This window comes from Paraburkholderia ferrariae NBRC 106233 (assembly GCF_000685035.1).
Lineage (GTDB): Bacteria > Pseudomonadota > Gammaproteobacteria > Burkholderiales > Burkholderiaceae > Paraburkholderia > Paraburkholderia ferrariae.
In genome coordinates this window covers 14,187-40,255 of the sequence record NZ_BAYB01000043.1, presented here as the reverse complement: position 1 = coordinate 40,255, position 26,069 = coordinate 14,187, and the positions used below count along the sequence as shown (strand labels likewise).

The window sequence follows — 26,069 nt, the reverse complement described above, 5'->3', positions numbered from 1 at the left end:
GCATGGCGCCCCCTGCCCCTCGCCCGTCGCGACCGCGACTCCCGTTGCGACCGCGCCCCCGGCCGCGCGCGGGGCGGCGCGGCGCGGCCATCATCACGGCCCTGCTCGTGGTGGCGCTTTCCGCGATCCTCGTTTCGGGCATCCTGTGGCGCCAGCAGGTGCAGTTGCGCCGCATCGAAAACCAGCGGCTCATCGCGCAGGCGCAGTGGATCGCGCGCGGCACGCTCGACTGGACCCGCCTCGTGCTGCGCTCGCAAGCCGATACGTCGCCCACCGTCACCTATCTCGGCGGCGCCTGGGGCGTGCCGGTCGCGCGCACGCGCCTGTCCGACTTTCTCGGCCAGATCGGCGACGTGCGCGCCGAACAGGGCGCGGCCACCTACCTTTCGGGCTCCATCGAAGACGCCGAGGCGCGCTTCAATCTGCGCAATCTGGTGTCGAGCCCGGCGCCGGGTGCGCTCCAGCTGAACGTCACGCAAGTCGCGGCCTTTGCGCGCCTGCTGCAACTGCTCGGGCTCGACACCTCGCTCGCGAAGAACACGGCGGTTTATCTGCGTGCGGGCCTTTCGTATTCGGCCACGCGCTTCCGGACGGGGACTGCGCCCGGCACCGCCGCGACCGCGCAGCCGCCCGAGGGCGGTGCGGCGGGCGGCTCGACCTTCACGAACAATCCGGGCCTCGACGACGCCGACAACAACAGCGGCGTCGCCCCGCTCGTGATGACGAACGTCGATGCGCTGCTCGACGTGCCGGGCTTCACGCCCGAGGCGCTCGCGCGGCTGCGGCCCTTCGTGACGATCCTGCCCACCACCACGCCCGTGAACATGAACACGGCGAGCGCGGAGGTGGTCGCGGCGATCGTGCCGGGGATGAGCCTCTCGAGCGCGCAGACCTTCGTGGCGCGGCGCCAGAGCGTGTTCTTCCGCAACCTGGGCGACGTGCAGCTCGCCTTGCAGGGCTCGGGCGTGCCGCAGGCCGCCATCGACACGACGCTGTGCGACGTCAACACGAGTTATTTTCTGGTCCACGGGCGTGTCCAGCACGAGCGCGCCGAGGTGGACCGCACGACGCTCGTCTGGCGCGACACGCTCACCCATACGACGCGTGTGGTGCGCGTAAGCGACGACCCATGAAACCGATTCAGTCCAACATCGAAACGAGGTGCCTTTGAGCACGCTGATCGTCCTGATGCCGCCGCGAGATCCGGCGGTCCACTCGCAGGAATGGCAGTTGCCGGAACTGCCGTTCCTGCTGCTCGACAAGGCGGGCCACACGCAGCGCGCGGGCCGCGCGGCGCTGGGCCTCTTGCCGCGCGCGTCCGCCACGGTCCTGCTCGTCGCCGCGCGCGACCTGCTGAGCGTGCAGGCGAGCGTGCCGCCGCTCAAGGGGCCGCGGCTGCGCCAGGCCCTGCCGAACGTGGTCGAGGATCAACTGATCCAGGACCCGCAGACCTGCCACCTCGCGCTCGACCCGCAGACGCTCGCCGACGGCCGGCATGTCGTGGCGGCGATCGATCGCGGCTGGTTCCGCTTTCTGGTCGAAGGCTTTGCGGCCGCGGGGCATCGCAACCTGCGTGCGGTGCCGGTTGCGCGCTGTCTGCCGCAGCCGGAGGCGGCTGCGCCGGCTCAGGAGAAGGCGGAGCCGTCCGCTGCGTCGCCCGAATCCGCCGGGTCCGCGCCTGGCGTGGCCGCCGAACCCGTGATTGCCTGCGTGTTCGGCCCGGTCATCTCGACCGCGCCCACGCTGCTCGCGGGCGGCGCGCCCGACCTGGCGCTTTCGGCGCCGGGCGCGGCGCTCGAACTCGTCATCGTGCGCGGCGCGGCGGCGCAAGGTTTTGCGGTGCCTGCCGCAAGCGCGGCTGCCACCATCGCGGCGCTCGCCGGCGACGCGCCGGTGACGCTCTACGCGCTCACCGCCTTACCGGGCGAACCGGCCGGCGCGGCGCGGACACAGAACGCGTGGATGGCGCAACTGCCGGGCGCGCAACCGCTCACGTTCGAAACGCTCGCGCGGCGTGCGCTCGCCTGCCGCTTCGATCTCTGCCAGTTCGAGTTCGCCGCGCAGCCGTGGCGGCTCGACCGCGCCACGCTGCGCCGCCTGCGCCCGGCGATCGTGCTCGTCGCGGCGTCGATCGTGGTGGCGATCGTCGGCGCGAATCTGCAGTGGCTCATGCTTGCGCGTCAGCGCGATGCGATGGAAGCGCAGATGACCGAACTGCTGCTCAATGCGTTTCCGAAAACGACGGTGGTGCTCGATCCCGCGGGGCAGATGACGCGCCAGTTGCAGCAACTGCGCCTCGCGGCCGGCGAGCCTTCGCCCGGCGACTTCCTCGCGCTCGCGGACGGCCTCGCGCGCTCGCTCGGCCCCGTGCCGCCGAACGCCATCGCCGCCCTCCACTATCACGACCGGCGGCTCGACGTGACCTTCAAGCCGGGCGTCAACGTCGATGCGGGCCTCGCGGAGCGGCTTGCGCGTAACGGCCTCGCGGGCGCCGTGGACAACAGCAGCGGCAATGGCGGGAACTGGATCATCAGGAGCGCATCGTGAATACAACGGCTTTGAGCGGCGCCTGGGCCGAATTCTGGGACGCGCGTTCGGTGCGCGAGAAGACGCTGCTGACCTGGGGCGGCGCGCTGCTGGTGGTGGCGATCGGCTGGTCGGTGCTGTGGGCGCCGGCAGCGGACGGCCGCGCCCAGTTGCGCGAGCGCCTGCCGGGCCTCAGGCGCGAACTCGCGCAGATGACGGCGCAAGCCGACGAAGCGCGCGCGCTCGCGGGCGCGGCGGCGAGCGTCGCGCCGGAAGGCCAGGCATTGAAGGACGCCTTGACCTCCTCGCTTGCCGATCACGGCATGCAGGGCGCGCAGGTGCAACTGATCGGCACGACCGTGCAGGTGCAGATGAAGAATGCGTCGTTCCCGGCCTTCACGGGCTGGCTCGACGACGTGCGCAAGCAGTTCAAGGTGCAGGTGGTCGAAGCGCAGATGACGGCGCTCAAGACCGATGGCCAGGTCGATCTGACCGCCTCGCTGCAACCGGCGAACGCACGTTAGCAGCAGTTAGCGGCGGATAACAACGCGCCGGCGAAGCTGCACTGCGCGCGAGACAGCGCTGCACGGGATCGCAGCAAGCGCTAACGCTTTCACTCCGGTCGACAGGAGACCTTTGCATGACGTACTGGATGCGGCGCGCGCGCGCCGTGTTGCCGTGGCTTCTGGTGGGCGCGATATCGAGCGGCACGGTGCTGCTCACCCGCCTGCCCGCCGCGTGGATCGCACCGCAGTTCGCGCGCGCGACCCAGGGGCACGTGAATCTCGTCGATCCCGCCGGCTCGCTCTGGCACGGCTCCGCCACGCTGATGCTCGCTGCCGGCCAGGACGCCACCGGTGCGACCCTGCTGCCGGGGCGCATCGAATGGCAGACGGCGTTCTGGCCACTCTTTCTCGGCCGCGTCAGCATGCAGATGCGCCAGACCGAGGCGATGCCCGACCCGGTTCAGGTCGAAGCGACGCTCAAAAGCGCGACCGTGACGGCCGGCGCGATTGCGGTGCCGGCCTCGCTGCTGGCGGGGCTCGGCGCGCCGTTCAACACGCTCGACTTCGACGGCAACGTGCGGCTCGCGTGGAGCCCGTGGCGCACGTTCGGCACGGACGCGTTCGGCCGCCTCACCGTCTCGCTGACCGACATGAGCTCGCGCGTCTCGCTCGTGAAGCCGCTCGGATCGTATGAAGTGGTGGTGCAGGCGCAAGGCGCCTCGTCGACGCTCGATCTCACCACGCAGAAAGGACCGCTGCTCCTGAACGGACATGGCACGTTCTCGCGCGCCTCGATGTCGTTCGAAGGCACCGCGAGCGCCACGCCCGAGCAGAGCGACAACCTCGCGGGTCTCCTGAACCTGCTGGGCCGGCCCACCGGCCCGGGCACGGTTGCGCTGACGTTCGTTCACTAGTTCGTCCACTAGCGCTTTTACCAGGCGCCGCGCGGTCCTCCCGCTGCGGCCGAACCCGGCGCCCTAAGCCGGGGCGCCGCTGCGCGCCCCGCTCTGCCCTTGCGCGCCGGAGGCCGGAACCGGTGCGGGCGCGTTCACGTCGCCGGTTTCGCGGTCCATCTGCGCGACGCTCCATCCGCCGCCCAGCGCCTTCACGAGCCCCACTGACGACACCATGCGCTCGCCCGCCAGGTTCGCGAGCTTCTGCTGCGCCTGGAACGCCGTGGTCTGGGCGGAGAGCACGTTCTGGTAATCGGTCGTGCCGACCTTGTACTCGTTGACGACGATGTCGAGCGCGTGCTGCGCCGACTCCACCGCCTGCTGCTGCACGCCCACTTCCTCGGCGAGGATGCGCTGCGACGCGAGGTTGTCCTCCACGTCCTGGAACGCGGCCAGCACGGTGCCGCGGTAGGTGGCGACCTGCTGGTCGTAGGCGGCGCGGGCCGCTTCCGTCTGGGCGCTGCGCAGGCCGCCGTCGAAGAGCGTGCCCGCGAGCGACGGCCCGAGCGTCCAGAAGCGCGAGGGCATCTGCAGGAGCTGCGAGAGCACCGAGCTCTCGAAGCCGCCCGTGGCCGAAATGGTGAGCGACGGGAAGTACGCCGAAATCGCCACGCCGATCTGCTCGTTCGCGGCCGCGGCCTTGCGCTCCGCCGAGGCGATGTCGGGACGCCGCTCGAGCAGCGCCGAGGGCATCGAGAGCGGCACCGTGGGCGGCGTGGCGTCGAGCGGCGAAGGCGGGATCGAGAACGTGGAGGCCGGCTGCCCGACCAGCACGGCGATCGCATGCTCGTTCTGGGCGCGCGCTACCCCGTTGTCGATGGCCGAAGCTTGCGCCGACTGAAGCTGGACCTGCGCCTGAACCACATCGGCGCGGCCCGCCACGCCCTGCGCGTACTGGTTCTGCGTGAGCTCCAGGGTCTTCCGGTAGGCGCGCACGGTGTCGTCGAGCAGCTTTTGCTGGGCGTCGAGCGAGCGCAGCGTGAAGTACGTCTGCGCGAGCGTGGCCTGGGCCGAGAGACGCGCATTGGCGAGATCGGCGGCGGCGCCCTGCTGGCTCGCCTCCTGCGCGCCCACGGTGCGGCTCACCTTGCCCCACAGGTCGGGTTCCCAGGTCGCGTCGAGGCCGAGGTTGAAGTTGTTGTTGATCGTGCCGCTCGGGAAGCTGCCGCTCGCGTTGCTCACGCGCGTGGGCGTGCGCGAGCGCGTGGCGCCTGCCGACGCGCTGACGACCGGGAAATATGCCGCCCGCGCCTCGCCCACCAGGGCGCGCGCCTGACGGTACGCGGCGGCGTATTGGGCGATGGTCTGGTTCTGCGTGTCGAGCTGCTCTTCGAGCGCGTTGAGCTGCGTGTCGTGGTAGATCGTCCACCAGTCGCCGCGATCGGCTTCGTCGGACGGCTGCGCGACCTTCCAGCCTTCGGGCGCCTCCTTGAACGAAGCGGGCATCGCAGCCGTTGCGGGCCGCTGGTAATTCGGGCCGACGGCACAGCCGCCGAGGCCAGGCGCCAGCGCGGCCGCCGCGCAGGCGAGCGCCGTCACGCGAAGGGAATAGACCGGACGAAACGAACGGACGATGAAGCGAGGCATGCAAGCAATCCTGTCGATGCAGCCGTCACGAAGCGAGGCCGACTGCGATGGGCTTCGGAACCGGCTGCGCGGCGTGGCGCGCGGGAGCGCAAGGCGGGTTGCGTGTCGCGGCAATGGTAGCGCACGCGCCGCGCGCTGCGCGGGACGTGCAAGGGTAATGCAAGGATGGGTTGCGGTGTGTTACGTCAGGCGACGCGCAGGTTACGCATCGTTACGGCGCCAGCGGCGCAGTGCGTCCAGCGCGTAGGCGCCGGCGCGCGTGCGCGGCGTGTAGCCCGCGCAGGCCGCGTAAGCCGCACGGCAGGCGGCCCGGCGTCCGGAGCACACCGCGGCGGTAGGGATGGCAGAGGTGCCGCGAGTGCCCTTCGCCCGCCTCGCCCGCAGGCGCTGCACGCCCATGACCAGCAAAACGGCCAGGGAGCCGCCAGGCAGCACGAACATCGCCGCATAGACTGCGAGCTTGCGCCAGCCCGCCGCGCCGGCTTGCGCGAGGGCGAGCCGGGCCGTGTCGGTCATGGAGCGGCCAAGGCCGCCGAGGGCGTTTTTCAGGTACAGCATAGCGCGGTCGAAAGCGGGATCGGGGCTTGCAGGAAATAAACTGGTTGACTGACATAATATTGACTAAGCAACCAACTGACAAACTGATTTGCAACGCAGCAATCTTGCTGTTGTTTTTTGTCCAGGCGATGACGCCTATGCTCGCCATTGACTTGTCTGCTTAGGCAGCTAAAATTCAGCGAATCCGGTTTTCCGGTGCTTCAAGCCGGCCAGCCGCCCTGTTTTCCCCAACCTGTCTCGCGCCATGAGTGAAGCCTCCTTCGTTCCCGTCCGGATCGGTGTCGAGTCGAGCCTCGGCTACTTCCTTTCGACGGCCCGCAACGTGCTGACCACGCGGATGGACCGGGCCGTGGCGCCGCTCGGGCTTACGTCTTCGCAGATCGGCGTGATCCTGCTGCTGTGGTTCGAGCGGGCGCGCACGCCCAACGAAATGTCGCGGGTGCTCTCCTATGACACCGGCTCGATGACGCGCATGCTCGACCGGCTGGAGAAAAAGGGTTTTCTCGAACGCCAGCGCAGCCTCGCGGACCGGCGCGTCGTGGAACTGGCCCTGACGCCGCTGGGCCGCGACGCGGCGCAGCAACTGCCCGAACTGATCTCGCAGGTCCTGAGCGACCAGTTGCGCGGATTTTCCGCCGACGAAGTCGTCACGCTCGTCTCGCTGCTGCAGCGTTTCATTGCCAACGACCCGGACACGGACGCCCTGTGCCCCGGCGAAAGCGGCTGCGCGGCACAGCCACTGGTTGTTCAAGAGGAACACAAAGCGTAGCGGGAGGCGGGCACAACGCGCGCCCTTCTTGCATCGTAATAACTGTCTGGGCAGAAAATGCCGGGGCATTGATCGAAGAACAAGGATTGACGACCGATGAACGCCTCCACCACGGCGCCTCCCGGCGCCGCCGAGCCCCTGCCGCTCTCCGGCGGCACGCTCGCGCTACTCACCGTTGGCCTCGCGCTCGGCACGTTCATGGAGGTGCTCGACACCTCGATCGCGAACGTTGCTGTGCCAACCATCTCCGGCAACCTGGGCGTGGCCAACAGCGAAGGCACCTGGGTGATCTCGTCGTACTCGGTGGCTTCCGCGATCGCGGTGCCGCTCACCGGCTGGCTTGCACGGCGCGTGGGCGAAGTGCGGCTCTTCACGCTTTCGGTGGTGCTGTTCACGATCGCCTCGGCGGCGTGCGGCTTCGCGGCGAACTTCGAAACGCTGATCGCGTGCCGCCTTTTGCAGGGCCTCGTGTCCGGGCCGATGGTGCCGCTCTCGCAAACCATCCTGATTCGCTCGTATCCGCTGGAAAAGCGCGGGCTCGCGCTCGGCCTTTGGGCGATGACGGTGATCGTCGCGCCGATTTTCGGCCCCGTGATGGGCGGCTGGATCACCGACAACTACACCTGGCCGTGGATCTTCTATATCAACGTGCCGATTGGCCTCTTCTCCGGCGCCTGTGCGTTCGTGCTGCTGCGCGGCCGCGAAACGAAGATCACGAAGCAGCGCATCGACGCGGTGGGTCTCGCGCTGCTGGTGATCGGCGTATCGTGCCTGCAGATGATGCTCGACCTGGGCAAGGATCGCGATTGGTTCAATTCGAAGTTCATCGTCACGCTCGCGATCGTCGCGGCGGTGTCGATTGCGTTCATGCTCGTGTGGGAGGCGACGGAAAAAGAACCGGTCGTCGATCTCTCGCTGTTCCGCGACCGCAACTTCGCACTGGGCGCGCTGATCATCTCGTTCGGCTTCATGGCGTTCTTCGGCTCGGTGGTGATCTTTCCGCTGTGGCTGCAAACGGTGATGGGCTACACGGCCGGCATTGCGGGCCTTGCGACGGCGCCGGTGGGACTGCTCGCGCTCGTACTTTCGCCGCTGATCGGACGCAACATGCACCGGCTCGATCTGCGCATGGTCGCAAGTTTCGCATTCCTTATTTTTGCGTTCGTCTCGATCTGGAATTCGACCTTCACGCTCGACGTGCCCTTCAATCAAGTGATCCTGCCGCGTCTCGTGCAGGGCATCGGCGTTGCGTGCTTCTTCGTGCCGATGACGACCATCACGCTTTCGAGCGTCTCAGACGAACGGCTCGCCAGCGCCTCGGGGCTCTCGAATTTTCTGCGCACGCTTTCGGGCGCCATCGGGACGGCGGTGAGCACGACGTTCTGGGAGGACGATGCGATCTACCACCACGCGGTGCTTTCGGAGTCGGTGAGCCAGTATTCGCAGAACACCAATGCGTATAGCGACACGCTGTCGAGCATCGGTTTGGCCGGCCAGGCCGTGACTGCGCAACTGAACGAGGTCGTCACGCAGCAGGGCTACATGATGGCGACCAACGACTTTTTCCGCCTCTCGTGCGTGGTGTTTCTCGTGCTTTCGGTGCTCGTGTGGGTGACGAAACCCAGCAAGGTCGCGGGGCCGTCAATGGGGCATTGACGGGCCCGCGGGTGCTGCCTCAGGGCGAAGTGGCCGGCTGCGCACCGCTGGCGGCGGGCGCCGCCGCTTCGTCGGCAGCGGCGCCGGACAGCGGCGTATCGACACCGGTGCGCACGTATTGCTTGAAGGCCGCGCCGGCCTCCCACGGGTTCGGCTTGCAGCCGAGCGAACTGTCGCAGTGCGCCGCGAAACCGATCGTGGCCGTGCCGTCGCTGTTGGCGGTTTTGGTGATCTCGTAGGCCAGCAGCCGCTTGCCGCCGCCCGGGCCCGAGGTCTGGATCAGCGTATCGGTGGCCGTCTGCACTTCGTACTTCGAATGGCTGCGCACCCAGTCCTGCGAGCGCTGCCACCACACGTCGCACTGCGCCTTGTTCGAGCACGTGAGCGGCGCCGTGGCGATCTGCATGACGTCCGGATTCACCTGGCCGCGCGTGGAGCAGGCCGCTGCCGTCGCGCAAAGCAGGATCAGCAGGGTTCGTTTCATTATGGGTAGTCCTCCCTGTGGGCGCCGCGCACCGGACGCACCCAGCGCATTCCATGCGCCGGCGCGCAGCGATCATTGTCGATAAGTATTGGAGTATTGGACCGCGCGGGCGGGCTTTTCGTTTCGCGCAATTCCGGTGCCCGGCTGCGCTGGGTCAAACGCTGAAGCGGTTGAGCGTGTACGCGCGATAGGCGGCGACGAAGGCGTCGAACGAACCGACTTCCTGGTGTTCGAGCCGCGCCTGTTCGTCGAGCGATTCGCGCGCCAGCGTGTCGAAATGCGCGGTCAATTCCGCATCCAGCGGGCGCGAGAGGAAGTGCGCGGCATGACGCTCGCTCTGCGCGAGCGCGAATTGCAGGAAGGTCTGCTGGTCGTCGCGCAGGGTTTGCAGCACGCGCGCCGACGGCGTGAGCGACGCATCGGCGAGCTTCGCGCGCTGCGCCGCCACGGCGCGACGATGCTCGTCGCCGCCGTGCACCGCGTCGAGTGCGGCAGCGGTGTGGTCGATCTTCGCGAGGAGATCGGCGGCCCAGTCCTGCATCGGCACGTCCTTGCCGTCGCGCTTGAGCGTGAGCCCCGGGCGGCGGCCTTCCTTCGTGACGAGAGCGAAGTTGGCGTTGGCTTCGGCGCCGGCGGCCACCGGCAGAAGCGGGCTGTCTTCGAGCGCGCACGCCAGCAGATAGGCGTCGAGAAAACGCGCGGTCGGCAGCGCGATGCCGGTGGGCTCGAACGGATCGATGTCCATGCAGCGCACTTCGACGTACTGCACGCCGCGCGCGGCGAGCGCGGAAAGCGGACGCTCGCCTGGATACGTGACGCGCTTGGGGCGGATCGTCGAGTAGAACTCGTTCTCGATCTGCAGCACGTTCGTGTTGATCTGCACCCACTCGCCGTTGCGGTGCGTGCCGATCGCCTCGTATGGCGGATACGGCTCGCTCACCGCTTCGGTGAGCGCCGCGAGATAGCCGGAGAGGGTGTTGTAGTCGGCGTGCAGCGCGGACTGGCCCGTGGTGTTCGAGTAGCCGAGGTCGCTCATGCGCAGGCTCGTTGCGTAAGGCAAGTAGAGCGTTTCGCTGTCGAAGGTTTCGAGCGTGTGCGGGCGGCCGCGCAGAAAGCGCGCGTCGAGCGCGGGCGAGGCGCCGAACAGGTACATCAGCAGCCAGCTCGTGCGGCGGAAATTGCGGATCAGCGCGAGATAGCGCTCCGACTGATAGTCCACCGACGTGGCCGGCGATCGCTCGTGCGCGTGCAGGACCTGCCACACGGTTTCGTCGAGCGAATAGTTGTAGTGGATGCCGGCGATGCACTGCATCGTGCGCCCGTAGCGCAGCGCGAGGCCGAGACGGTAGACGTATTTGAGGCGCCCGATGTTCGAGGTGCCGTATTCGGCAATGGGAATGCCTTCGTCGGCGGCGGGCAGCAGGCCCGGCATCGACTCGTTCCAGAGGATTTCGCCGTCGCGCGCGAGCACCGCATAGACGTAGCGATGCAGTTCGTCGAGCCGCTCGAGCGTGATGGACGGATCGCGCTCGGCCGGCGTGATGATCTCGATCAACGCTTCCGAGTAGTCGGTCGTCAGCGACGGGTGCGTGAGCGCCGAGCCCAATGCGGCCGGATGCGGCGTCATCGCGAGCTGCCCGTCGCGCGTGACCCGCAGGCTTTCCTTTTCGATGCCGCGCAGACCGTGTGCGAGCGCGTCGCGGTACGGCCCGGCGCTCAGCACGGCAAGGCGTTGCGCGAGGACGTCGTTCGTGCGGATAGAGGTCGTGTCTGGCATTGAGGCTGGTCGGGCGGAGGAGGCCGGCGGCGCCATGTTTGCGTGCGCGCGCCAGGGTGAATATTTTCGTTAGCGGGCACTTTAACATCTCGCCGGAAGACCTGCTTGCGACCGATTTGGCCGTCTTCGGGCCGTCATCGGCGCGTTTCAGGACGGCTTTTCGCACGGACTGACAAGGCTTGCGCGGGGGGGCCTGCCGCCGGTTTCGTCAGACTGCGGTTCGACTAACCGCCGCGCGCGGCGCCCGCGCGATCCGCGATCTCGTTCCACAAATGCATGGCCGCATAGGCACGCCACGGCTGCCAGGCGTCGCTGCGCGCGCGTTGCTGGGTGGCGCGCGCGAGGGCGGGGTCGCGCTGCGCGATGGCCTGCATGAGCACGAGGTCGGTGGCGGGCCACGCGTTCGCGTCGCGCCATGCGCGCATGGCGACGTATTCGACGGTCCAGGGGCCGATGCCGGGCAGCGCGAGGAGGGCGGCGCGCATCTCGTCCAGAGCGGGACCGGCGTGCGTTGGCGAGCCGGTTGCCTCGTCGCGATGCCGCTCGATGGCGACCGCGCCGCTCGCCACGGCTTCGGCGAAACCTTGCAGCGCCGCGACGCGCTTGCCCGGCATGCCGATGCCGGCGAGATCGGCGCGGGCGAGGGCGGCGGGCGTGGGGAAGCGCCAGGCCGTGCTCGCGTGCGGGTGTCCGTCGATCGGTTCGCCGACGCGTTGCACGAGGCGCCCCACGATCGTCGTGGCGGCCTTCACGCTGACCTGCTGCCCGACGATCGCGCGCACCACGAGCTCGAAACCCGACCACGCGCCCGGCACGCGCAGGCCGGGTACGGCGGCAAGGAGCGGCGCGAGCCACGGATCGGCAGCGAAGTGCTCGCCGATGGCGGCAGGGTTGGCCGCCACGTCGAACATACGGGCGAGCGGAGCGGCCAGCGCGGCGGCATGCGTGCTCACCGGGCCTTCCACCTGCACGACGAGGCAGCGCCGCCGCGGGTGGCGCCGCACGGCGAGCGTGCCGACCTCGCCCCGGTATTCGATGGCGCGGCGCCAGGTCCCGTCCTCGACGGCCTCGACGCCCGGGGTCGCGCGGCCCGCGAAGAAGCGCAGCATGCGTGGCCAGTCGTAGGGCGCGCGGAACGGGAGTTCGATCGTGGCGCTGTGAGGCGAGGTTTCGGGCGCAGGCAGCGCTTTCGTTTGTACGCGCATCGGCGGGTTGGGCTGTGAATGATCTGGTTGCCGGCTGCGCTCAGGCCGCGGTTTCCGGGGTGTCGGCGTGCGTATCGCGCCGGTCGTGCCGGTCGCGGTGTGGCGCAGGCGTTGCGGGCGCCGTGGCCGACGTGCCGCCCTGTGCGGCATGCGCCTTCGATTCGGCGTCGAGCAGCGCGGCCTTGCGTTCGAGGCCCCAGCGGTAGCCGGCGAGGGAGCCTCCCTTCTGGATCACGCGATGGCAGGGAATCGCGAGCGCCACCGGGTTGGACGCACACGCGCTCGCCACCGCCCGCACCGCACGCGGCGCGCCGAGCGTTTCGGCGATCTGCGTGTAGCTGCGCGTCTCGCCATAGGGGATCCGCTGGAGGGCTTCCCAGACACGCTGCTGGAAGGCGGTGGGCGCGATGTCGAGCGGCAGGTCGAAGCGTTCGCGGCGGCCGTGCAGATAGGCGTCGATCTGCGCGATGAACGGGGCGAGCGCTTGCGTATCTTCGACGCGTTCCGCGTTCGCGAAGTCGTCGTGCAGGGCCGCCGCGAGCGTGGCCGCGTCGTCGCCGAAGGCGATCCGGCAGATGCCCCGGGCCGTGGCCGCGACGAGCACAAAGCCAAGCGGCGTCGGCGCGCTGGCATAGCGGATCGTGAGGCCCGCGCCCTTGCGGCGATACGCCGACGGCGCCATGCCCAGTTCGCCGGGCACGCTTTCGTAGAGCCGCGAGGACGAGCCGAAGCCCGCATCGGCGCTTGCGCGCGTGACGCCTGCGCCTTGCGTCAGCGCATCGCGCAGGGCCGCGCCACGGCGGGCCGCCTGATACTGGCGCGGCGAAACGCCAAGCACGCGCTTGAAGAGGCGCTGCAGATGGAATGGGCTCAGGTGCACCGCGTCGCTCAGTTCGGCGAGCGTGAGGCGCGCCTGCGGGTCGGCGTCGAGCGCCGCGCAGGCGCGCCGCACGATCTCCAGCTCGCGCGGCAGGCCGCCGGGGCGGCAGCGCTTGCATTCGCGAAAACCGGCGGCGCGGGCGGCGTCGGCATTGTCGAAGAACGCGACGTTCTCGCGGCGCGGCAAACGCGACGCGCAGGACGGCCGGCAGAACACGCCGGTCGTGCGCACGCCGTAGAAGAAAGCGCCGTCGGCGCCGGCATTGCGCGTGGCGATGGCGTCCCAGCGTTCGGCTTCGCTGGCGAAGGCGGTCGTGGAAGAGGGCGTGGCGGCGAGTGCGGACGCGGCGGCGGTCATGGCGTGGCTCCCGGAAGGAACGGTTTCGATGGTTCCCACTGTAGCCACGCGGCCGCGCTGCCGCGCGCCGGATCTTGCGCTGTCATTGCGCCGACCGCGTCCACTATTCATTGCGTACCTTTCGTCGTGATCCGGCCCCGATGCCCATCGCGGGTGCATGCCAACCCGGGTGCGACAAAATCGCACCATTGCGGGTTTTCCCTTAAAAAGTTGTTGCGTCGCGTCAGGCGGCTGTGTATAGTGATTCCTGTCTCCTCCATGTCTCCTCCTGATATGGATTAAGCCCGCTCACAGTAGCGGGCTTTTTTTCGTCCAGCGATTTTGCGTCGCTCGCCGCCGCCTCGCATGCCTCGCGCGGCGCTTATTGTCCCCCGAAATTCTCGTCGCGCTTGTGCGCCCGCTTCTCCGCCCAATTGTCCGCTTCTTTTCCCGCCCGTGCGGGTCGCGGCGCGGCAGGCGGCAGCTTGTGTACGATGGCATCGAGGCCGTGTTTTACCGCCATATGCACGTTATCGCAGCGAGAAAGGAGGGGGCGTCATGCAGTTCCGGATTCGCGAAATCGATCATGTCGTCATTCGCGCCGCCGACACCGCGGCGCTCACGCGCTTCTACTGCGACGCGCTGGGCTGCACGGTCGAGCGCGAGCAGCGCGAACTGGGGCTCGTGCAGCTGCGGGCAGGGCGTTCGCTGATCGATCTGGTGGCGATAGGCGGCCCGCTCGACCGCGAGTCGGGATCGAAAACGGGATCGGGCAAGGGCGAGCCGGCCGGCCGCAACATGGATCACCTATGTCTGCGCGTGGAACCGTTCGATGGTGCCGCGCTCAAGGCGCATCTGGCGCCGTTCGGCGCCCGGCCCGGCGAGGTGGTGGAGCGCTACGGTGCGCAAGGGTACGGGCCTTCGCTGTATCTGTTCGACCCGGAAGGGAACATGGTGGAACTGAAGGGGCCGCCGGTTTCGCGCTGAAGTCTCGTTTTTCGCCCGGCGGCGCGGCGCACCCGGACCCGCTCAGACTTTTTCAGGCGCCTTGAGAACGGTCCATTCGATGGCCACGGGCTCGTCGGCGCCGTTGCCGATCCACGCCGCGCCGTCCTGCACCGTGCACTGCAGGCGCATGGTGCGCTCGGTGAGCTTGCCGAGCGCTTCGGCCACGCCCTCCGCGAGCGACCACACGGTCACGTTGCGCAGCCGTTCGACCTTGCCGCGCACGCCTTGCCACCAGATGTCCGAGGTGCGGCCCGCATAGGCAATCACGATCACCTCTTCGGCCCGTCCGCTCGCCTTGGCGATGCGCCGCTCGTCGGGCTGGCCGACTTCGATCCACGTTTCGATCGCGCCCGTGTAGTCCTTGCGCCAGAGATCCGGTTCGTCGGCGTCGGACAGGCCCTTGCAGAACTCGAGCCGCTCATGGGCGAATAGTGCGAACGCCGCGAGGCGAACCATCATCCGCTCGTCGGTCTCGGACGGATGGCAGGCGACAGTCAGCGCATGGTCGGCGTAGTAGTGCCGGTCCATGTCCGCGATCTGCAGTTCCGCTTTGTAGATGGTCGATTTGAGTGCCATGCCAATTCCCGGGCTGCGCAAAAGCCGCACATGATAGCGAAGATTGGGCGAGCAAGTGACGTGCCGACACGGCGCGAGCCAGGCCGCGCCTTGGCAATAGTGGGTCGGGAACGTGACGGCGGTTTGACAGCCGCGTGGGCGTAGTTCGTTGGCAGCCCTGAAAAAACACTGGCCCGGCAGTGTTTGCGGCGGTGACGGCGGCTTTACTGCCTGATGAACCGGTCGCTGGTCCAGAGGCCCTGGTCGTCGGCATTCGCGGCATTCACGAATTCAACATCGTGACCGATCACGCGTATCACGCGGAACGACTGATCGTCCGGTGTCGAGAGGCACTGGAAGCCGGAGAAATACTCCTGCATTTGCTGATGCTCCCCGGCCTGTTCGTGCTGGGAAACGGCATCGAGATTGTCTTTCGACAGGCAGCCGTACGAGCCCGGCTTGAAGTGCACCGTTTGCTGGGGTTTGACGGCGACGTCCTGCGCGAGGGCGGATGCGGCGCAAATCAGGCCGGCGGCGGCGACAGCCATTGTGGATAGCATTTTCATGTTCTGCCTCCTGCGGGTCGTGTCTCAGGTTAGCTATGTATTTAACTCTCACGCAGAACCCGCAATTTTCACTGTAGAAGACCGGTAAAGGACTTCAAGAACATCTCGTGTGCGGGCGCAACAGCGGGCGATTGCCGCAGTGTTCGGCTGGCGCGCGCAGAGGAGAAAAGTGCTTGAAAAACAAGATGTTTTCACGCCGATGTCGAGCAATCCGAAGCGTTTTCCGCACTCTCGAGCCCCATCGCACAAGGCGCAGTCAAAACATGCCGGATTAAAGCCGGGAAAATGCACGACGATTTAAACGTTTTAATACAATCTGCCATTGAAAATGGCGCGGCGCACATAAACTCGTAATCGTGCGGATAGAAAACGACCGATTAATCCTGCGGCTGCTGAATAAAAACGATGCCAGCCCTTCGGCGCTCAGGAAGCCCCGTCCCGCCAATGGCTATCGCGGGGTCCTTGCGCGCCGCAAAACTTCGTGGATAAATCGGGCTTCCCTTCCGGAGACTCCCATGACTTTTGCCCACTGGCTGCCGTTTGCGATCGCTTCGGCCATCCTCGTCGCCATTCCCGGTCCCACCGTCCTGCTGGTCGTTTCGTACGCGCTCGGCCACGGCCGCCGCTATGCGCTCGCAACCACGGCGGGCGTCGCGCTGGGCGACTTCACGGCCATGACCGCCTCCATGCTCGGTCTCGGCGTGATCCTCGCGGCCTCCGCGACGCTCTTTTCGATGCTCAAATGGGTCGGCGCGGCCTACCTGATCTATCTCGGCATCAAGCTCTGGCGCGCGCCCGTGATGGATGCCGACGCCGCCGATACGTCCGAGACGCGCCCCGGCCGCATTGTTGCGCACGCCTACGCAGTCACGGCGCTGAACCCCAAGAGCATCATCTTTTTCGTGGCGTTCGTGCCGCAGTTCATCGACGCGCATGCCGCCACGCTGCCGCAGATCGTCATCTTCGAAGCGACCTTCCTCGTGCTGGCGTCGCTCAACGCCTGCGGCTACGCGCTGCTCGCCGCCGCTGCCCGCAAGGCGGTGCGCAACCCGCGCGTGCAGCGCACCGTCAACCGCACGGGCGGGTCGCTCCTGATCGGCGCGGGGCTGTTTGCGGCGGCCTGGAAGAAAGCCGCCGCCTGAGTGCGGCTTTGCGCGCCCGTGCCGGCCGCAGGTGGGCAGGTATCGGGCACGTATCCTGCTGATGCCATGGCGAGCGCAGGCCATCCGTTCGCGCGATGAGTAAGTATTCGCCCACAGTGCAAACTGTCGCGTGGCGACTACAATAGAAGCGCAACCGCTTGACATCCAGGAGGTAATCGTGATCGAACACGTAATACTGGGCGCGTTTCTGGTGATTCCCCTCGTCATAGTCGTTTTTCTGTTTTCCGACGAAATCCTCGAGGAGCACAGGCAGCGCGTGGAAGCGGGAGCTCCCCATATCGACTGGCGTCATCCGCTGCGCAGCATCCTGCACCACTGAGGCGGTGCCGCCCCGGCACGAGGCGCCCGGGGACGCGATGACGAAAGGAGGCACTCGTGGAAACCGGGTTCCCCTGGATGACGTATTGCATCGCGCTCTTCCTGCTGGTCGTGCTGTCTCTCGGCCTGAGCCTGCTTTCCCCGCATAGCGACGGGGGCAAGCCGATCGGGCCGCGCCAGTTCGGATTACCCCCGGATGGGCCGTCGCATCAGGGCATGCCCGCCGGCCGTGCCGACCCGCATCCCGATGGCGAACGCGCGCACTGAGCGCGTGCGTTTTCCGCTTCTTTCCGTTGCTTTCCGCGTTATCCCCGTAACTCCGTGTTACCCGATGTAGCACCTGTATCGGCGCGTCGCATCCACAATCGCCGGCATGTTCTCAAACGTGCTCGAGGAGAGCGACATGCGAAAGATGGCGGCCGTGGTGGTGTTGGCGGGTTCGCTCGCCGTGGCGGGCCCGGCAAGCGCGCACGACCACAGCGGCGACGTGGTGGGTGCGCTGATCGGCGGAGCGTTGATCGGGGCCGTGGTGGGCGCGGCGGTCAACAGCGCGCAGGCGCCGGTTTATCAGGCAGCCCCGGTTTATGCCCCTGAGGCGCCAGCGCCGGCCGCTTATGTGCAGGCCCCTGCGCCCGCCTATGCCGTTGCTCCGGAGGTAGCCCCCGCGCCTGCCTATGCCGCGGCGCCGGCCGGCGGCTATTGCTATGACCGTTACTCCGGCGGTTATGTGGAGTGCGCGGCCGCCGAACCGGCGCCCCCACCCCCGCCGCCCTACGACGGCTATTCGCAGCCCGCGGGCTGGTGATCGCCTTGCTTCGGTCTACGAAGCAAACGAGCAGGTCCGCGACACGCATGCGTGCCGCGGACCTGCTGTCACCGAACAACGCGCAGTGCCGGTAGCCACTTTTGCCTATACGCGCGCGGCCGTTACCCCGTCTGCTCGACGGGCCTGACGCGCAGGGTGAGCTTCTGCGTCAGCCGGATCACGTCGATCTCGACTTCCCGGTCGATGCGCGAAGCGTCGAGCAACCGCTGCAATGCGTCGATGCCGTCCACCGGCACACCGTCGATCGCGACGACCGTGTCGTCCACACGCAGGCCGCCCACCGCGGCGGGACTGCCCTTGACGATCTCCATCACCCGCACCCCGCTCGCCGAGGCGAGATCGAAGTAGCGCTGCACCTTGCGCGCGAGCGGCACGCTGGTGCCCGCGATGCCGACGTGCGCACGCCGCACGCGGCCATGCGCGAAGAGTTGCGTGATGACCCATTTGGCCGAGTCGATCGCCGTGGCGAAGCAGATGGCCTGCGCGCCCGGAATGATCGCCGTGTTCACGCCGATCACCTGACCCGCCGAATTGACGAGCGGGCCGCCCGAGTTGCCCGGATTGAGCGCGGCGTCGGTCTGGATCACGTCGTAGATCATGCGGCCCGAGGTCGAGCGCAGCGAACGCCCCAGCGCCGATACCACACCCGTCGTCACCGTTTGCGCGAGGCCAAGCGGACTGCCCACCGCAATCGCGATCTGGCCCACCCGCAAGCGCGCCGATTCACCGAGGTCGGCATGCGGCAGGGCTTCGGCAGCGCCGATGCGCAGTACGGCGAGATCCGTGCTCGGGTCGTCGCCGACGAGGTCGGCCGAGTAGGTCACACCGTCGGCGAGTGTCACGCGCAGGCTGCTTGCGCCATGAACGACGTGGCTATTGGTCAGCAGATAGCCGTCCGGCGTGAAGAGAAAACCCGAACCACTGCCGCTGCGCGCGCCCGCGTTGCCGCCTGCGCGGCGTTCGGCGGCGATGAAGGCGACGGCAGGCTGCACACGCTCGAGTGCGCCGATCACGGTGCGCGAATAGGCGTCGAGCAAGGCTTCGTCGCCGGTGTCTGCGCGCGGACTGGCGCCGTCGGCAGCGGCGCGAGCCAGATCGTCGATAAAGGAAGGACGGCTGCCCACGATCAGAATGCTCCGATGGAAACTGGGCCGTAGATGCAGGGAGCCGACGGCGTTTTCAAGAGGGCCGAGGATGGCGCCGTTGACGAGGCTGTCAACAGACCATTGACTCCTGTTTGCGCTGAGGAAAGCGCCGTTTTCGGGTGCTCTTGCCGTTTCGGCAGCTCAATGGACAAAGAGCCGCCGCCGCAAAGGTTAAGGATTGTCAAAAACAGGCGTGGCGCATTGAAGGCAGTCACTCGAACATCGAGAATGAAACTGCGGCGACGTCCCCTCGCGCCGCGTAGTAGTGGCAAGCTCTTTCGCCGCGGCATAGCCGCGGTTTTTTTTGCCCCTGCGATTTTTGCCCCTGCGATCCGCGCGCCGCCCGCCTGGGCGTCACTGGGCCGTGCCGACGAGCAGGAACGCGTCGGAGCGGTCCGCGAGCGTGCCGGTGGCGATCAGCTTGCCGTTGTTGACGAGCAGCACGCCTGTCACCGACTGTCCTGCATCGACGCAGGGCGTGCCGCCGAACGTGACGGTGAGGTCGTAAACGTTGCCGTTCGCATGGGGCTTTGCCGTGCCGCTGAAGCGGCAGCCGCTCGAACCGCTGCCCACCAGCGCGCCGCTTGCGCTCAGCGTGACGCTCGCCGAAGCATCGACCGCATTCAGCGAGCCCGCCGCGCCCTGATAGGTGCCCGCGATGTTGGCCAGATTCGGCGTCTGCTCGTAGACGGTGCTATAGGTGCCGGAGAAGCTGGTGTAGCCGACGGTGCCCGAAGCCGGCGTGATGGTGCCGGCGAGATTGCTCTTCGCGGTATAGACGGCCGAGATGGTGCTGTTGACCACGGTGCTCGTGCCGAGAAGGTAGTTCTTCGCGTTCGTCGAGTTGAACTGGCCGCCGGCGGCCGTTGCCGTGCCTTGCACGACGCCGAAGCTGCCCGTGATGCTGTTCGCCCAGATGAAGTAATACGTGCCCGAATCGAGGACGACGCTGGTCACGCTGTCGTTGCCGCTGTCCATGCCCGAATAGAAGCCCTGGGCATCCGTTACAGGCGTCGGTGCCGGCGCCGGAGGCGGCGGTACGTTCTGATTGCCCCAGCCGCCGTCGCCGCATGCGCCCAGCCATGCCGCTGAAATAACCCCGAGTCCAATCGCTACGGCTTTTTTCATTGTGTTTCTCAGTCCGCTGCCAGCTTTTATCCGGCGTGGGCTTTGCCGTCTCAGGCCAGGCGCGGTGGAGTGCGGTGCTTTGCCGCTCGCTGGGGTGCGCTTCGATACAAAACCAAGGATTTCGACCACTCTTGTTGCTGGTCATCGGATTTCGAGTGATCGAGAAATTTTGTGTACCAATGTGTGTACCAAAAACCGAGGGCTTGATTCTCGGTGTTTGCGGACGCCGCTATCTCAGCAGGAGGATGCGCCCGGCTCCTAGGCGCTCTCGGCCTTCCGGACGATTTTATACTCCGGCATAGTGCCCCAATGTGCCGATTTTCGTGCGCCTGACCAAAGTTATTTGGCCGTTGAAGGTGTGATTTGGCCCTGATAAAATGACGATTAGGGCCGAAAAACTGCTCAAATACCGGTTTTCGGCTCGCTCTCGCGCCGCAGCGCACGTCTGAGCGGATCCGCAGGATAGTTGCCGGATTTCGCCTCGAACTTTCCCTCTGAATCACCCGAAATCTCCGATGCCCTGTTGCCGTCATCAGGCAAGGCGTTGCTGCGCGCTCATTTTTTTGCATCTTTGGAGCGTATATGTCAGGCATTCCCACCACCGTGACCAGCACCCCTGAGAATTTCACACCAGCCTTCAAGCGGATCCAGCAGGAGGGGGAAGCGGACTGCCCCTTTGCCTGCATCGCCATGATTGCGGGCAAGACGCTCGACGAGGTGAGAGCGGTTGCCGTCGAGAGGTTCAAGTTCCCGGCACACCCGCCGCGTTGGATCACAGAGGATCTGATCTGTAGCTTGGCGGCAAACTACCAACTCGTCGCCACAGTCTATAAAGAATTTCGCTCTTTCAGCGAGTTGCCGCCGCTGGCAATCCTTCTTGTTGAATACATAGAAGAACTCGAGATGGGCCGTCACGTGCTCTACCACCGTGGTCGCGCGTCTCACGACCCGAAGGTGAACGTGCAGTACGTGATGGACCCGGCGTACTGGATCAAGCCACAGGACCACGTTCGGACCGCCCTACCGCCAACAGCTTACTTTATCGGCATCCACGCGATGCAGCAGAAAGCGGGAGCCGGCAAGTAGCCGCGCATGGGCGGCAAGCCAGCGAGCTAGAACGGCGGCGGGTTACCACCCCTTCGATGGGTCGGGGCCACCGATTGCCGGCCGCGGCTCGCTGAAGTCGAGCAGCGCGGAGGGGGCCACGCCAAGCGTATGCGCCAGCACGCAGATGTTGATGAGCGCGATATTGCGTTTGCCCCGCTCGACCTCGCCTAAATACGAGCGGGCCAGGCCGCTCTCAAGGGCGAGACGCTCCTGCGACCAGCCGCGCACCTTGCGTAGCTCGATCAGGCGCTTTCCGAACTGCGCAAGGGGATCGTAATCCATCGGGGTTTCAGGTTGAAAGAACCCAAAGCGTATGGATTTGACCGGTTTCGGGACACGCCCTACGATTACCCGCGCTATGAGTGACAATTCCGGGGACTCAGGCCAAGTGCGCTAGGCAACCCGCGAGAAGCCGGACTTACCAGGACAGAATCGAACTATGAAGCTAGTGATCCTCTTGCCGCTCGCCGCGCTACTGCTTCCGATGCTGGCGCAGGCAACGCCGCCATTCAGCGAGCGGACGGTCATGGTGGACGAGTCATCGGGGTTTTTCGGCACGAAGATCGAAACGCAGATCTATGCACCGCAAGCGGAGGGCAAGTTCCCAATGGTTGTGATTAACCACGGGCACTTTCCGCTGCCTCATGCCAGAGACTTGCGGGAAGTATTCCGGGGGCAGGCACTTGAGTTTGTCAGGCGCGGATATGTCGTTGTAGTGCCGTATCGCGCGGGTTACTCTAACTCCAGCGGCGACTCGACCATAAACGATACTTGCTCGACCGCGGGAGATGGCCGGCATTGGGCCAGCGAAGTGGCCGCTGTGATCGACTATGCCCGCACGTTGCCGAACGTGGACGACAGCAAGATCGTGGTCCTTGGTCAGTCACAGGGAGGCTTCACGACTGTCGCCCTGGGTTCAATGAACGTGCCGGGCGTTCTTGGCATCGTCGACCTGGTCGGTGCAGCAAAGCAGCCACACTGCAAGGACGGATATGGCACCGCCACTTCCGCCTTTGCCGACTACGGCAAGACTACTACGATCCCGGCGCTGTTCATGTACGGCGACAACGACGATTACGGCTCCGCAGCACCAGACAACTCGGTGCCGCACGGTTATCTTAAGGCGTACAACGATGCCGGTGGACACGCGACACTCTACGACTATGGCGAGTACGGTAAGGACTCGCACATGATGTTCCACCACAAGGACGGCGTGCCGATCTGGACACCACCAGTCGGCAGGTTCTTTGAGTCACTTGGCCTGAATTGGGACGTGAAGTATCCGATGCGCGTACCTCATGCATGGAGCCAGAAGAAATCGGAAGCCATCGCCGCTGGCGGAAATAACTTCGATAACGACAGCGACGACGAACAGTAACTACCGTAGCCTGCTTTCCTCGCAGTAATCCGGGCGTACCGAGCGCCTGTTTCTTCCCGCTGCTGCATCCTCCGTACCGAAGCCAGGGCATTGCGCCCTGGCTTTTTGCGTTTACGGAGCCGGTGTGGCGGTGAGTGTTTCCTTATCCATGGAGGATTTCATGCCCCGCAACTGCACCACATCACATTGCCCGGATCGACTGGCTGGCCTGTCTTCACGCCAGCATGTGCGGCCGCTGTTCCGACTTGGGAGGATTGTCGCGACGCGCGGCGTGCTGACCCACCTTGAACATCATGGTATAGCCGCCGACCATTATCTCAAGCGCCACGTGTGTGGCGACTGGGGCATGGTGCCGCCCGAGGACGCGCGGGCGAACTGCCGCGCGGTCCAGCACGGCGCGCGCATCCTGTCGAGCTACGATATCGCGGGGAAGCGCGTATGGACCATCACGGAGGCGGATCGCAGTGTGACAACGCTTCTATTTCCAGAGGAATACTGATGGAAACCTTTCCTGTCTCGCCCGCCGCGGCCTCCCTGAGCCTGATTCGTCGGCCACTGCGCGACCTGCTGCGGCAGTTGCCGTCCTTGCCTGTTACGGCGTCCGGTGAGCCCAACTACGCGGAGGCCGATCCCAATCTTCTGGTGAACCTCGCTGAGTCCGCCGAGCTGGTATCGCAGATCGTGCATGGCGGATTTTCGGCAATCGGTGTGCTTCAGGCCAGCACGGCGCAGCAGATCGAAGGCGGCGAGGTCAGCGCTACGCACGCGGCGGCGCTAGGCCGGCTGCTTGTCGAACTCGGCGAAATGCTGCTGCACGTCCACGGCCTGTCGATCGAATGCCGACGCTACACGGCGGATTATGTGCCCGACTGTTTGGGCCACACCGATCAACCACTACCAGGAGTACGCGCTATATGAGGCCCATAACGCATTCCCGGACAGTTCGGGTTCTTGACCGGTTGATGGCGCGTCGATACCGGGCAAAGCGAGTCAGCCATACGAAGTCATCGGCACGCAGCCTGCGCAAGCACGCCAAACGTACCCGCTTCGATGGCAACGCTTCCGAAGCACGTCGCGAGCAGGTGACGTTTGTTCAGTGCCGCCGCGCTTTCCTTGCGTGGGCGAACACGCGCGCTGGAATGCTCGGCGCGATCACGATAGTACGTAGCACCCGGGCCAGCATGGAAGCGCGTTTCGGTAACCTCAACCCGGTGCTGTCGTTCTCCGTTTCCGGCACGAGCATCGGTGTTTCTGTCTTGGTCGGCCAGTATCAGGACTGGCTCGTCGAATTCGACTCGGCACCACGCCGGCGATCGGGCGGCTACGTGTGCGATCTGGTTATGCCGGAGTACGCCGTCGTCTATCCCAACCGGCTCGCGCTATGGCGAACAGAGGTCTTCGAATGCTTCCAGCGATGGTTTGCAGGGGCTCTCTTGGCGGCGGCCGCGCTTATCGCCAATCAAAACGAACGTACCGGATTCATGGCGACCGCACTATATCCCGGAAGACATGCCCTGAGCCGGGAAGGGTATATCCGTTTCCCGCTTTTTGTGAACACTTCGGAAACTATCTCGCGGGGAGAGGGCGTATGAACGTCATTGCCTATTTGAGAGTGTCTACGGCCGCGCAGACGGTTGAAAATCAGCGGCAGGCCATTGCCGCCGCTGGCTACATGATTGAAAAGGAGTTTGCGGACGAGGCGACGAGCGGTACGACTACTGCCGATAGCCGTAGCGGCTGGGCAGCATGTGCGCAATATCTGCGGGACGGCGATACCCTCGTGGTCTACGCGCTCGACCGGCTCGGCCGCAGCACCGTTGACGTGCTTTCGACAATTAATGCGCTGCACGAGCGTGGCGTGCGGCTTGCGATCCTTCAGCAGCAGTTTGATACTGGCACGCCAGCGGGCAAGCTGGCGCTGACCATGTTCGCTGCGTTTGCCGAGTTCGAATACGGCATCCGCAAATCTCGTCAGCAGGAAGGGATCGCCCGCGCGCGCATGGAGGGCGGAAAGTATCAGGGACGTAAGCCCAAACTCACCGCAGAAGAACGAGCCGCCCTAAAGCTCCGTTTTGATGCTGGCGAAAACCGTAGCCAGTTAGCACGCGATTTCGGTATTAACCGGGTGACAGTTCACCGTTATTGCTCGGTCACAGGAAGATAACGACCCATTGCGGCCGGTCGTGCCGTCGCGGTTACTACGACAGGTAGCAGAGCGGAACGGACATAGTGCGTCTCTCTACGGACTGATCTTGGCCATTGCCGACATTGGACCAGCACAAGGACGACGGCCACTACTTGCGGCACCAGCGCAACAATGCACGTTCGGATTCATGTTGGTAGCGTAGTTCCCTGAACTCAAGCAACCCAACAACAGTACGATAATCCGAACGCGACCTAACTACTCCGCCGTGGGCATCGGCGTGTTCTTCATCTCGTTGATCGCCTTCATGAGCTTGATGGTTGTCCCGCCATCGAGCGCATCGCCTTGGTAGCGCACTTCATAAAGGCCCTGAAGGTTGCTTGGCAGTTTGACTCCGTCCTTTACCAGCAAGATGAAGCGACGACCATACAGCGCCATGGCAGCGCCGATCTCGATCAGCACATTTGAGTTGACCGTCGTGACTTCGCCACCGGCTGGGTCCATAAGCTTCTGTTCACCGTCTACATGAATGATTGCAGCAGCACAGCCGCGCATGTCGTTCATTACCTTGTCTGGAACGGGTTGAGCAACGGACTGCTTCTCGACAGACACAACAGGGATCAGTTCACCAAACGCCAGAAGCTCTTTGATCGGGTCAATGAAGGTGGTGTTCTTACCGTGCGTGATGAACACCTTACGCATCCGACCGTCCGTTGCGGCCGAAGATGCCTGCGGGCCGGGAACAGCGATGGCGGTTTCGCCAGAAATTGGTTCTGGGATAGTCGCAGCGCGAGCGGCGGGGGTGGTAGCAGGAGTTTCTTCATCTGCTGCTGGTGCTTCGTCTAAGCCAGGGGGACGAATGCCCACCAGGTCCGCGTACTTCCTGTCCTTAATCGTGCGAATGAAACCCACACTGTCAGCGGTCGCCATGATCATGTCGAGGACTTGCTTGGTGCGGTCTTCAGGCACTTTCATTTGTTCAAGGACATGCTCGGCGATCTTGTCGCGCGGCAACTGTGAGCCGGAATACTTCGACAGGAACTCGCGAATAATTCGTGGCTTCAAAACAGCTTCGCGCTTGGCGACCAGGTCATCGCCCTCTTCCGTGGGTTTGCAGATGCGGCGTGCCAGGTCTGTGACGGACACGGAGGCGGCGTTGTAGCCGCCTGTTGTTAGGCCATACGCAATTGAGGCACCGCAAAGCATGCGGAACTTGGTGTTCGTGGTCTGCATTTCGAGACCAGCAGCAACGTCAAGGGGAGTGGAGGGGCCACCGCCGTATTCGGCGAAGATGACCTCGGCAACGACAAGCGCCTCATCGATGCTGAACGCCGGAATGTCTTCCTGCGACATGTATGAACGCGTTTTTTCAGAAGCCTTTGCGGCTCCAGGGACCGATTTCTTTGCCGCCGACTTCTTTGCAGTCACTTTCTTGATCGCTGTTGGCACGATCTCCCTCCTCGTTTTATGGTGGACTAATATTAACAAGAGTTCT

The 26,069-nt window shown here is 65.5% G+C and carries 29 protein-coding genes; 17 read left to right on the top strand and 12 right to left on the bottom strand.

Translation table 11 applies throughout. The annotated features are described in order from the left end of the window. Positions 1 to 2 precede the first annotated feature (2 nt). From gspK to BFE01S_RS32495, 4 genes are all read left to right on the top strand, one after another. On the top strand, positions 3 to 1,133 hold the full coding sequence (gene gspK, locus BFE01S_RS32510) for a type II secretion system minor pseudopilin GspK (RefSeq protein WP_042339365.1): 1,131 nt from the start codon (positions 3 to 5) through the stop codon (positions 1,131 to 1,133). A 34-nt stretch (positions 1,134 to 1,167) separates the two neighbouring features. Continuing rightward, the gene (gene gspL, locus BFE01S_RS32505) at positions 1,168 to 2,547 is read left to right on the top strand and encodes a type II secretion system protein GspL (protein WP_028229089.1); all 1,380 of its coding nucleotides are present in this window, start codon (positions 1,168 to 1,170) and stop codon (positions 2,545 to 2,547) included. Further along, positions 2,523 to 3,050 carry a type II secretion system protein GspM gene (gene gspM, locus BFE01S_RS32500; protein WP_169742695.1) on the top strand — a complete coding sequence of 176 codons (528 nt, stop codon included), beginning with the start codon at positions 2,523 to 2,525 and terminating at the stop codon, positions 3,048 to 3,050. The genes gspL and gspM overlap by 25 nt, the downstream gene beginning before the upstream one ends. A gap of 116 nt (positions 3,051 to 3,166) precedes the next feature. After that, the gene (locus BFE01S_RS32495) at positions 3,167 to 3,946 is read left to right on the top strand and encodes a type II secretion system protein N (protein ID WP_028229087.1); all 780 of its coding nucleotides are present in this window, start codon (positions 3,167 to 3,169) and stop codon (positions 3,944 to 3,946) included. Between the two features lie 63 nt (positions 3,947 to 4,009). Here BFE01S_RS32495 and BFE01S_RS32490 read toward each other — a convergent pair whose 3' ends face one another. Next, positions 4,010 to 5,572 (bottom strand): efflux transporter outer membrane subunit, encoded by a 1,563-nt coding sequence (locus BFE01S_RS32490; protein ID WP_042339362.1) that lies wholly within the window; start codon positions 5,570 to 5,572, stop codon positions 4,010 to 4,012. Between the two features lie 201 nt (positions 5,573 to 5,773). After that, a complete protein-coding gene (locus BFE01S_RS41100) occupies positions 5,774 to 6,130 on the bottom strand; it encodes a hypothetical protein (protein ID WP_042339359.1) in 357 nt (118 codons plus the stop codon). 244 nt (positions 6,131 to 6,374) lie between these two features. Between BFE01S_RS41100 and BFE01S_RS41095 the strand changes: the two genes are divergently transcribed. Both BFE01S_RS41095 and BFE01S_RS32470 read left to right on the top strand, forming a co-directional pair. Further along, positions 6,375 to 6,899, top strand: a complete 525-nt coding sequence (locus BFE01S_RS41095; RefSeq protein WP_042339356.1) for a MarR family winged helix-turn-helix transcriptional regulator — start codon at positions 6,375 to 6,377, stop codon at positions 6,897 to 6,899. Between the two features lie 96 nt (positions 6,900 to 6,995). Beyond that, positions 6,996 to 8,555, top strand: a complete 1,560-nt coding sequence (locus BFE01S_RS32470) for a DHA2 family efflux MFS transporter permease subunit (protein ID WP_028229085.1) — start codon at positions 6,996 to 6,998, stop codon at positions 8,553 to 8,555. Positions 8,556 to 8,574: 19 nt separating this feature from the next. Here BFE01S_RS32470 and BFE01S_RS41090 read toward each other — a convergent pair whose 3' ends face one another. The 4 genes from BFE01S_RS41090 to ada form a co-directional block, all read right to left on the bottom strand. After that, positions 8,575 to 9,039 carry a hypothetical protein gene (locus BFE01S_RS41090; protein WP_042339354.1) on the bottom strand — a complete coding sequence of 155 codons (465 nt, stop codon included), beginning with the start codon at positions 9,037 to 9,039 and terminating at the stop codon, positions 8,575 to 8,577. A 154-nt stretch (positions 9,040 to 9,193) separates the two neighbouring features. Then, on the bottom strand, positions 9,194 to 10,816 hold the full coding sequence (gene gshA, locus BFE01S_RS32460; RefSeq protein ID WP_028229084.1) for a glutamate--cysteine ligase: 1,623 nt from the start codon (positions 10,814 to 10,816) through the stop codon (positions 9,194 to 9,196). A 224-nt stretch (positions 10,817 to 11,040) separates the two neighbouring features. Beyond that, positions 11,041 to 12,021, bottom strand: a complete 981-nt coding sequence (locus tag BFE01S_RS32455) for a DNA-3-methyladenine glycosylase family protein (protein WP_042339351.1) — start codon at positions 12,019 to 12,021, stop codon at positions 11,041 to 11,043. 40 nt (positions 12,022 to 12,061) lie between these two features. Beyond that, the gene (gene ada, locus BFE01S_RS41085) at positions 12,062 to 13,258 is read right to left on the bottom strand and encodes a bifunctional DNA-binding transcriptional regulator/O6-methylguanine-DNA methyltransferase Ada (RefSeq protein ID WP_084170318.1); all 1,197 of its coding nucleotides are present in this window, start codon (positions 13,256 to 13,258) and stop codon (positions 12,062 to 12,064) included. Between the two features lie 537 nt (positions 13,259 to 13,795). Here ada and BFE01S_RS32445 point away from each other — a divergent pair. Next, entirely contained in the window at positions 13,796 to 14,224 is a 429-nt protein-coding gene (locus BFE01S_RS32445; RefSeq protein WP_028229082.1) for a VOC family protein, read from the top strand. 42 nt (positions 14,225 to 14,266) lie between these two features. Here BFE01S_RS32445 and BFE01S_RS32440 read toward each other — a convergent pair whose 3' ends face one another. Both BFE01S_RS32440 and sap1 read right to left on the bottom strand, forming a co-directional pair. Beyond that, positions 14,267 to 14,821: a YaeQ family protein gene (locus BFE01S_RS32440; protein WP_028229081.1), complete on the bottom strand. Its 555-nt coding sequence runs from the start codon at positions 14,819 to 14,821 to the stop codon at positions 14,267 to 14,269. Between the two features lie 203 nt (positions 14,822 to 15,024). Next, positions 15,025 to 15,366, bottom strand: coding sequence for a surface attachment protein Sap1 (gene sap1, locus BFE01S_RS32435; RefSeq protein ID WP_028229080.1), 342 nt, complete (start codon positions 15,364 to 15,366; stop codon positions 15,025 to 15,027). 515 nt (positions 15,367 to 15,881) lie between these two features. Between sap1 and BFE01S_RS32430 the strand changes: the two genes are divergently transcribed. The 4 genes from BFE01S_RS32430 (at position 15,882) to BFE01S_RS46105 (ending at position 17,652) form a co-directional block, all read left to right on the top strand. After that, entirely contained in the window at positions 15,882 to 16,508 is a 627-nt protein-coding gene (locus BFE01S_RS32430; protein ID WP_028229079.1) for a LysE family translocator, read from the top strand. A 178-nt stretch (positions 16,509 to 16,686) separates the two neighbouring features. After that, entirely contained in the window at positions 16,687 to 16,848 is a 162-nt protein-coding gene (locus tag BFE01S_RS45235; RefSeq protein ID WP_027815941.1) for a hypothetical protein, read from the top strand. A gap of 56 nt (positions 16,849 to 16,904) precedes the next feature. Further along, a complete protein-coding gene (locus BFE01S_RS32420) occupies positions 16,905 to 17,114 on the top strand; it encodes a hypothetical protein (RefSeq protein ID WP_156967238.1) in 210 nt (69 codons plus the stop codon). 136 nt (positions 17,115 to 17,250) lie between these two features. After that, complete coding sequence (locus tag BFE01S_RS46105) at positions 17,251 to 17,652, top strand: hypothetical protein (RefSeq protein WP_028229077.1); 402 nt, start codon at positions 17,251 to 17,253, stop codon at positions 17,650 to 17,652. A gap of 122 nt (positions 17,653 to 17,774) precedes the next feature. Here the strand turns inward: BFE01S_RS46105 and BFE01S_RS32410 are convergent, their stop codons facing one another. Both BFE01S_RS32410 and BFE01S_RS32405 read right to left on the bottom strand, forming a co-directional pair. After that, positions 17,775 to 18,797: a S1C family serine protease gene (locus tag BFE01S_RS32410; RefSeq protein WP_028229076.1), complete on the bottom strand. Its 1,023-nt coding sequence runs from the start codon at positions 18,795 to 18,797 to the stop codon at positions 17,775 to 17,777. 375 nt (positions 18,798 to 19,172) lie between these two features. Continuing rightward, positions 19,173 to 19,946 (bottom strand): hypothetical protein, encoded by a 774-nt coding sequence (locus BFE01S_RS32405; RefSeq protein ID WP_028229075.1) that lies wholly within the window; start codon positions 19,944 to 19,946, stop codon positions 19,173 to 19,175. A gap of 582 nt (positions 19,947 to 20,528) precedes the next feature. On the opposite strand from BFE01S_RS32405, the gene BFE01S_RS32400 reads away from it, so the two are divergent. Beyond that, a complete protein-coding gene (locus tag BFE01S_RS32400; protein ID WP_028229074.1) occupies positions 20,529 to 21,032 on the top strand; it encodes a hypothetical protein in 504 nt (167 codons plus the stop codon). A 42-nt stretch (positions 21,033 to 21,074) separates the two neighbouring features. Here BFE01S_RS32400 and BFE01S_RS41080 read toward each other — a convergent pair whose 3' ends face one another. Beyond that, positions 21,075 to 21,335 carry a helix-turn-helix domain-containing protein gene (locus BFE01S_RS41080; RefSeq protein ID WP_042339349.1) on the bottom strand — a complete coding sequence of 87 codons (261 nt, stop codon included), beginning with the start codon at positions 21,333 to 21,335 and terminating at the stop codon, positions 21,075 to 21,077. A 157-nt stretch (positions 21,336 to 21,492) separates the two neighbouring features. Between BFE01S_RS41080 and BFE01S_RS41075 the strand changes: the two genes are divergently transcribed. The 5 genes from BFE01S_RS41075 (at position 21,493) to BFE01S_RS32370 (ending at position 24,595) form a co-directional block, all read left to right on the top strand. Beyond that, positions 21,493 to 22,431: an alpha/beta hydrolase family protein gene (locus BFE01S_RS41075; protein WP_052421051.1), complete on the top strand. Its 939-nt coding sequence runs from the start codon at positions 21,493 to 21,495 to the stop codon at positions 22,429 to 22,431. A gap of 160 nt (positions 22,432 to 22,591) precedes the next feature. Continuing rightward, positions 22,592 to 22,930 (top strand): hypothetical protein, encoded by a 339-nt coding sequence (locus BFE01S_RS32385; RefSeq protein WP_245621253.1) that lies wholly within the window; start codon positions 22,592 to 22,594, stop codon positions 22,928 to 22,930. Then, entirely contained in the window at positions 22,930 to 23,349 is a 420-nt protein-coding gene (locus BFE01S_RS32380) for a hypothetical protein (protein WP_028229072.1), read from the top strand. The genes BFE01S_RS32385 and BFE01S_RS32380 overlap by 1 nt, the downstream gene beginning before the upstream one ends. A gap of 44 nt (positions 23,350 to 23,393) precedes the next feature. Then, on the top strand, positions 23,394 to 24,023 hold the full coding sequence (locus tag BFE01S_RS45230) for a hypothetical protein (protein WP_169742694.1): 630 nt from the start codon (positions 23,394 to 23,396) through the stop codon (positions 24,021 to 24,023). Beyond that, complete coding sequence (locus BFE01S_RS32370; protein WP_028229070.1) at positions 24,020 to 24,595, top strand: recombinase family protein; 576 nt, start codon at positions 24,020 to 24,022, stop codon at positions 24,593 to 24,595. The genes BFE01S_RS45230 and BFE01S_RS32370 overlap by 4 nt, the downstream gene beginning before the upstream one ends. 237 nt (positions 24,596 to 24,832) lie before the next feature. On the opposite strand, the gene BFE01S_RS32365 is transcribed toward BFE01S_RS32370, so the two are convergent. Continuing rightward, on the bottom strand, positions 24,833 to 26,023 hold the full coding sequence (locus BFE01S_RS32365; protein WP_169742693.1) for a TIR domain-containing protein: 1,191 nt from the start codon (positions 26,021 to 26,023) through the stop codon (positions 24,833 to 24,835). Between the last annotated feature and the right edge of the window lie 46 nt (positions 26,024 to 26,069).

Bases quoted from the DNA above. Each gene is read 5' to 3' on its own strand.
- gspK (WP_042339365.1), top strand. From the start codon at position 3: ATGGCGCCCCCTGCCCCTCGCCCGTCGCGACCGCGACTCCCGTTGCGA.
- BFE01S_RS32495 (WP_028229087.1), top strand. From the start codon at position 3,167: ATGACGTACTGGATGCGGCGCGCGCGCGCCGTGTTGCCGTGGCTTCTG.
- BFE01S_RS32490 (WP_042339362.1), bottom strand. From the start codon at position 5,572: ATGCCTCGCTTCATCGTCCGTTCGTTTCGTCCGGTCTATTCCCTTCGC.
- BFE01S_RS41100 (WP_042339359.1), bottom strand. From the start codon at position 6,130: ATGCTGTACCTGAAAAACGCCCTCGGCGGCCTTGGCCGCTCCATGACC.
- BFE01S_RS41095 (WP_042339356.1), top strand. From the start codon at position 6,375: ATGAGTGAAGCCTCCTTCGTTCCCGTCCGGATCGGTGTCGAGTCGAGC.
- BFE01S_RS32470 (WP_028229085.1), top strand. From the start codon at position 6,996: ATGAACGCCTCCACCACGGCGCCTCCCGGCGCCGCCGAGCCCCTGCCG.
- BFE01S_RS41090 (WP_042339354.1), bottom strand. From the start codon at position 9,039: ATGAAACGAACCCTGCTGATCCTGCTTTGCGCGACGGCAGCGGCCTGC.
- gshA (WP_028229084.1), bottom strand. From the start codon at position 10,816: ATGCCAGACACGACCTCTATCCGCACGAACGACGTCCTCGCGCAACGC.
- BFE01S_RS32455 (WP_042339351.1), bottom strand. From the start codon at position 12,021: ATGCGCGTACAAACGAAAGCGCTGCCTGCGCCCGAAACCTCGCCTCAC.
- ada (WP_084170318.1), bottom strand. From the start codon at position 13,258: ATGACCGCCGCCGCGTCCGCACTCGCCGCCACGCCCTCTTCCACGACC.
- BFE01S_RS32445 (WP_028229082.1), top strand. From the start codon at position 13,796: ATGCAGTTCCGGATTCGCGAAATCGATCATGTCGTCATTCGCGCCGCC.
- BFE01S_RS32440 (WP_028229081.1), bottom strand. From the start codon at position 14,821: ATGGCACTCAAATCGACCATCTACAAAGCGGAACTGCAGATCGCGGAC.
- sap1 (WP_028229080.1), bottom strand. From the start codon at position 15,366: ATGAAAATGCTATCCACAATGGCTGTCGCCGCCGCCGGCCTGATTTGC.
- BFE01S_RS32430 (WP_028229079.1), top strand. From the start codon at position 15,882: ATGACTTTTGCCCACTGGCTGCCGTTTGCGATCGCTTCGGCCATCCTC.
- BFE01S_RS46105 (WP_028229077.1), top strand. From the start codon at position 17,251: ATGCGAAAGATGGCGGCCGTGGTGGTGTTGGCGGGTTCGCTCGCCGTG.
- BFE01S_RS32405 (WP_028229075.1), bottom strand. From the start codon at position 19,946: ATGAAAAAAGCCGTAGCGATTGGACTCGGGGTTATTTCAGCGGCATGG.
- BFE01S_RS32400 (WP_028229074.1), top strand. From the start codon at position 20,529: ATGTCAGGCATTCCCACCACCGTGACCAGCACCCCTGAGAATTTCACA.
- BFE01S_RS41080 (WP_042339349.1), bottom strand. From the start codon at position 21,335: ATGGATTACGATCCCCTTGCGCAGTTCGGAAAGCGCCTGATCGAGCTA.
- BFE01S_RS41075 (WP_052421051.1), top strand. From the start codon at position 21,493: ATGAAGCTAGTGATCCTCTTGCCGCTCGCCGCGCTACTGCTTCCGATG.
- BFE01S_RS32385 (WP_245621253.1), top strand. From the start codon at position 22,592: ATGCCCCGCAACTGCACCACATCACATTGCCCGGATCGACTGGCTGGC.
- BFE01S_RS32380 (WP_028229072.1), top strand. From the start codon at position 22,930: ATGGAAACCTTTCCTGTCTCGCCCGCCGCGGCCTCCCTGAGCCTGATT.
- BFE01S_RS45230 (WP_169742694.1), top strand. From the start codon at position 23,394: ATGGCGCGTCGATACCGGGCAAAGCGAGTCAGCCATACGAAGTCATCG.
- BFE01S_RS32370 (WP_028229070.1), top strand. From the start codon at position 24,020: ATGAACGTCATTGCCTATTTGAGAGTGTCTACGGCCGCGCAGACGGTT.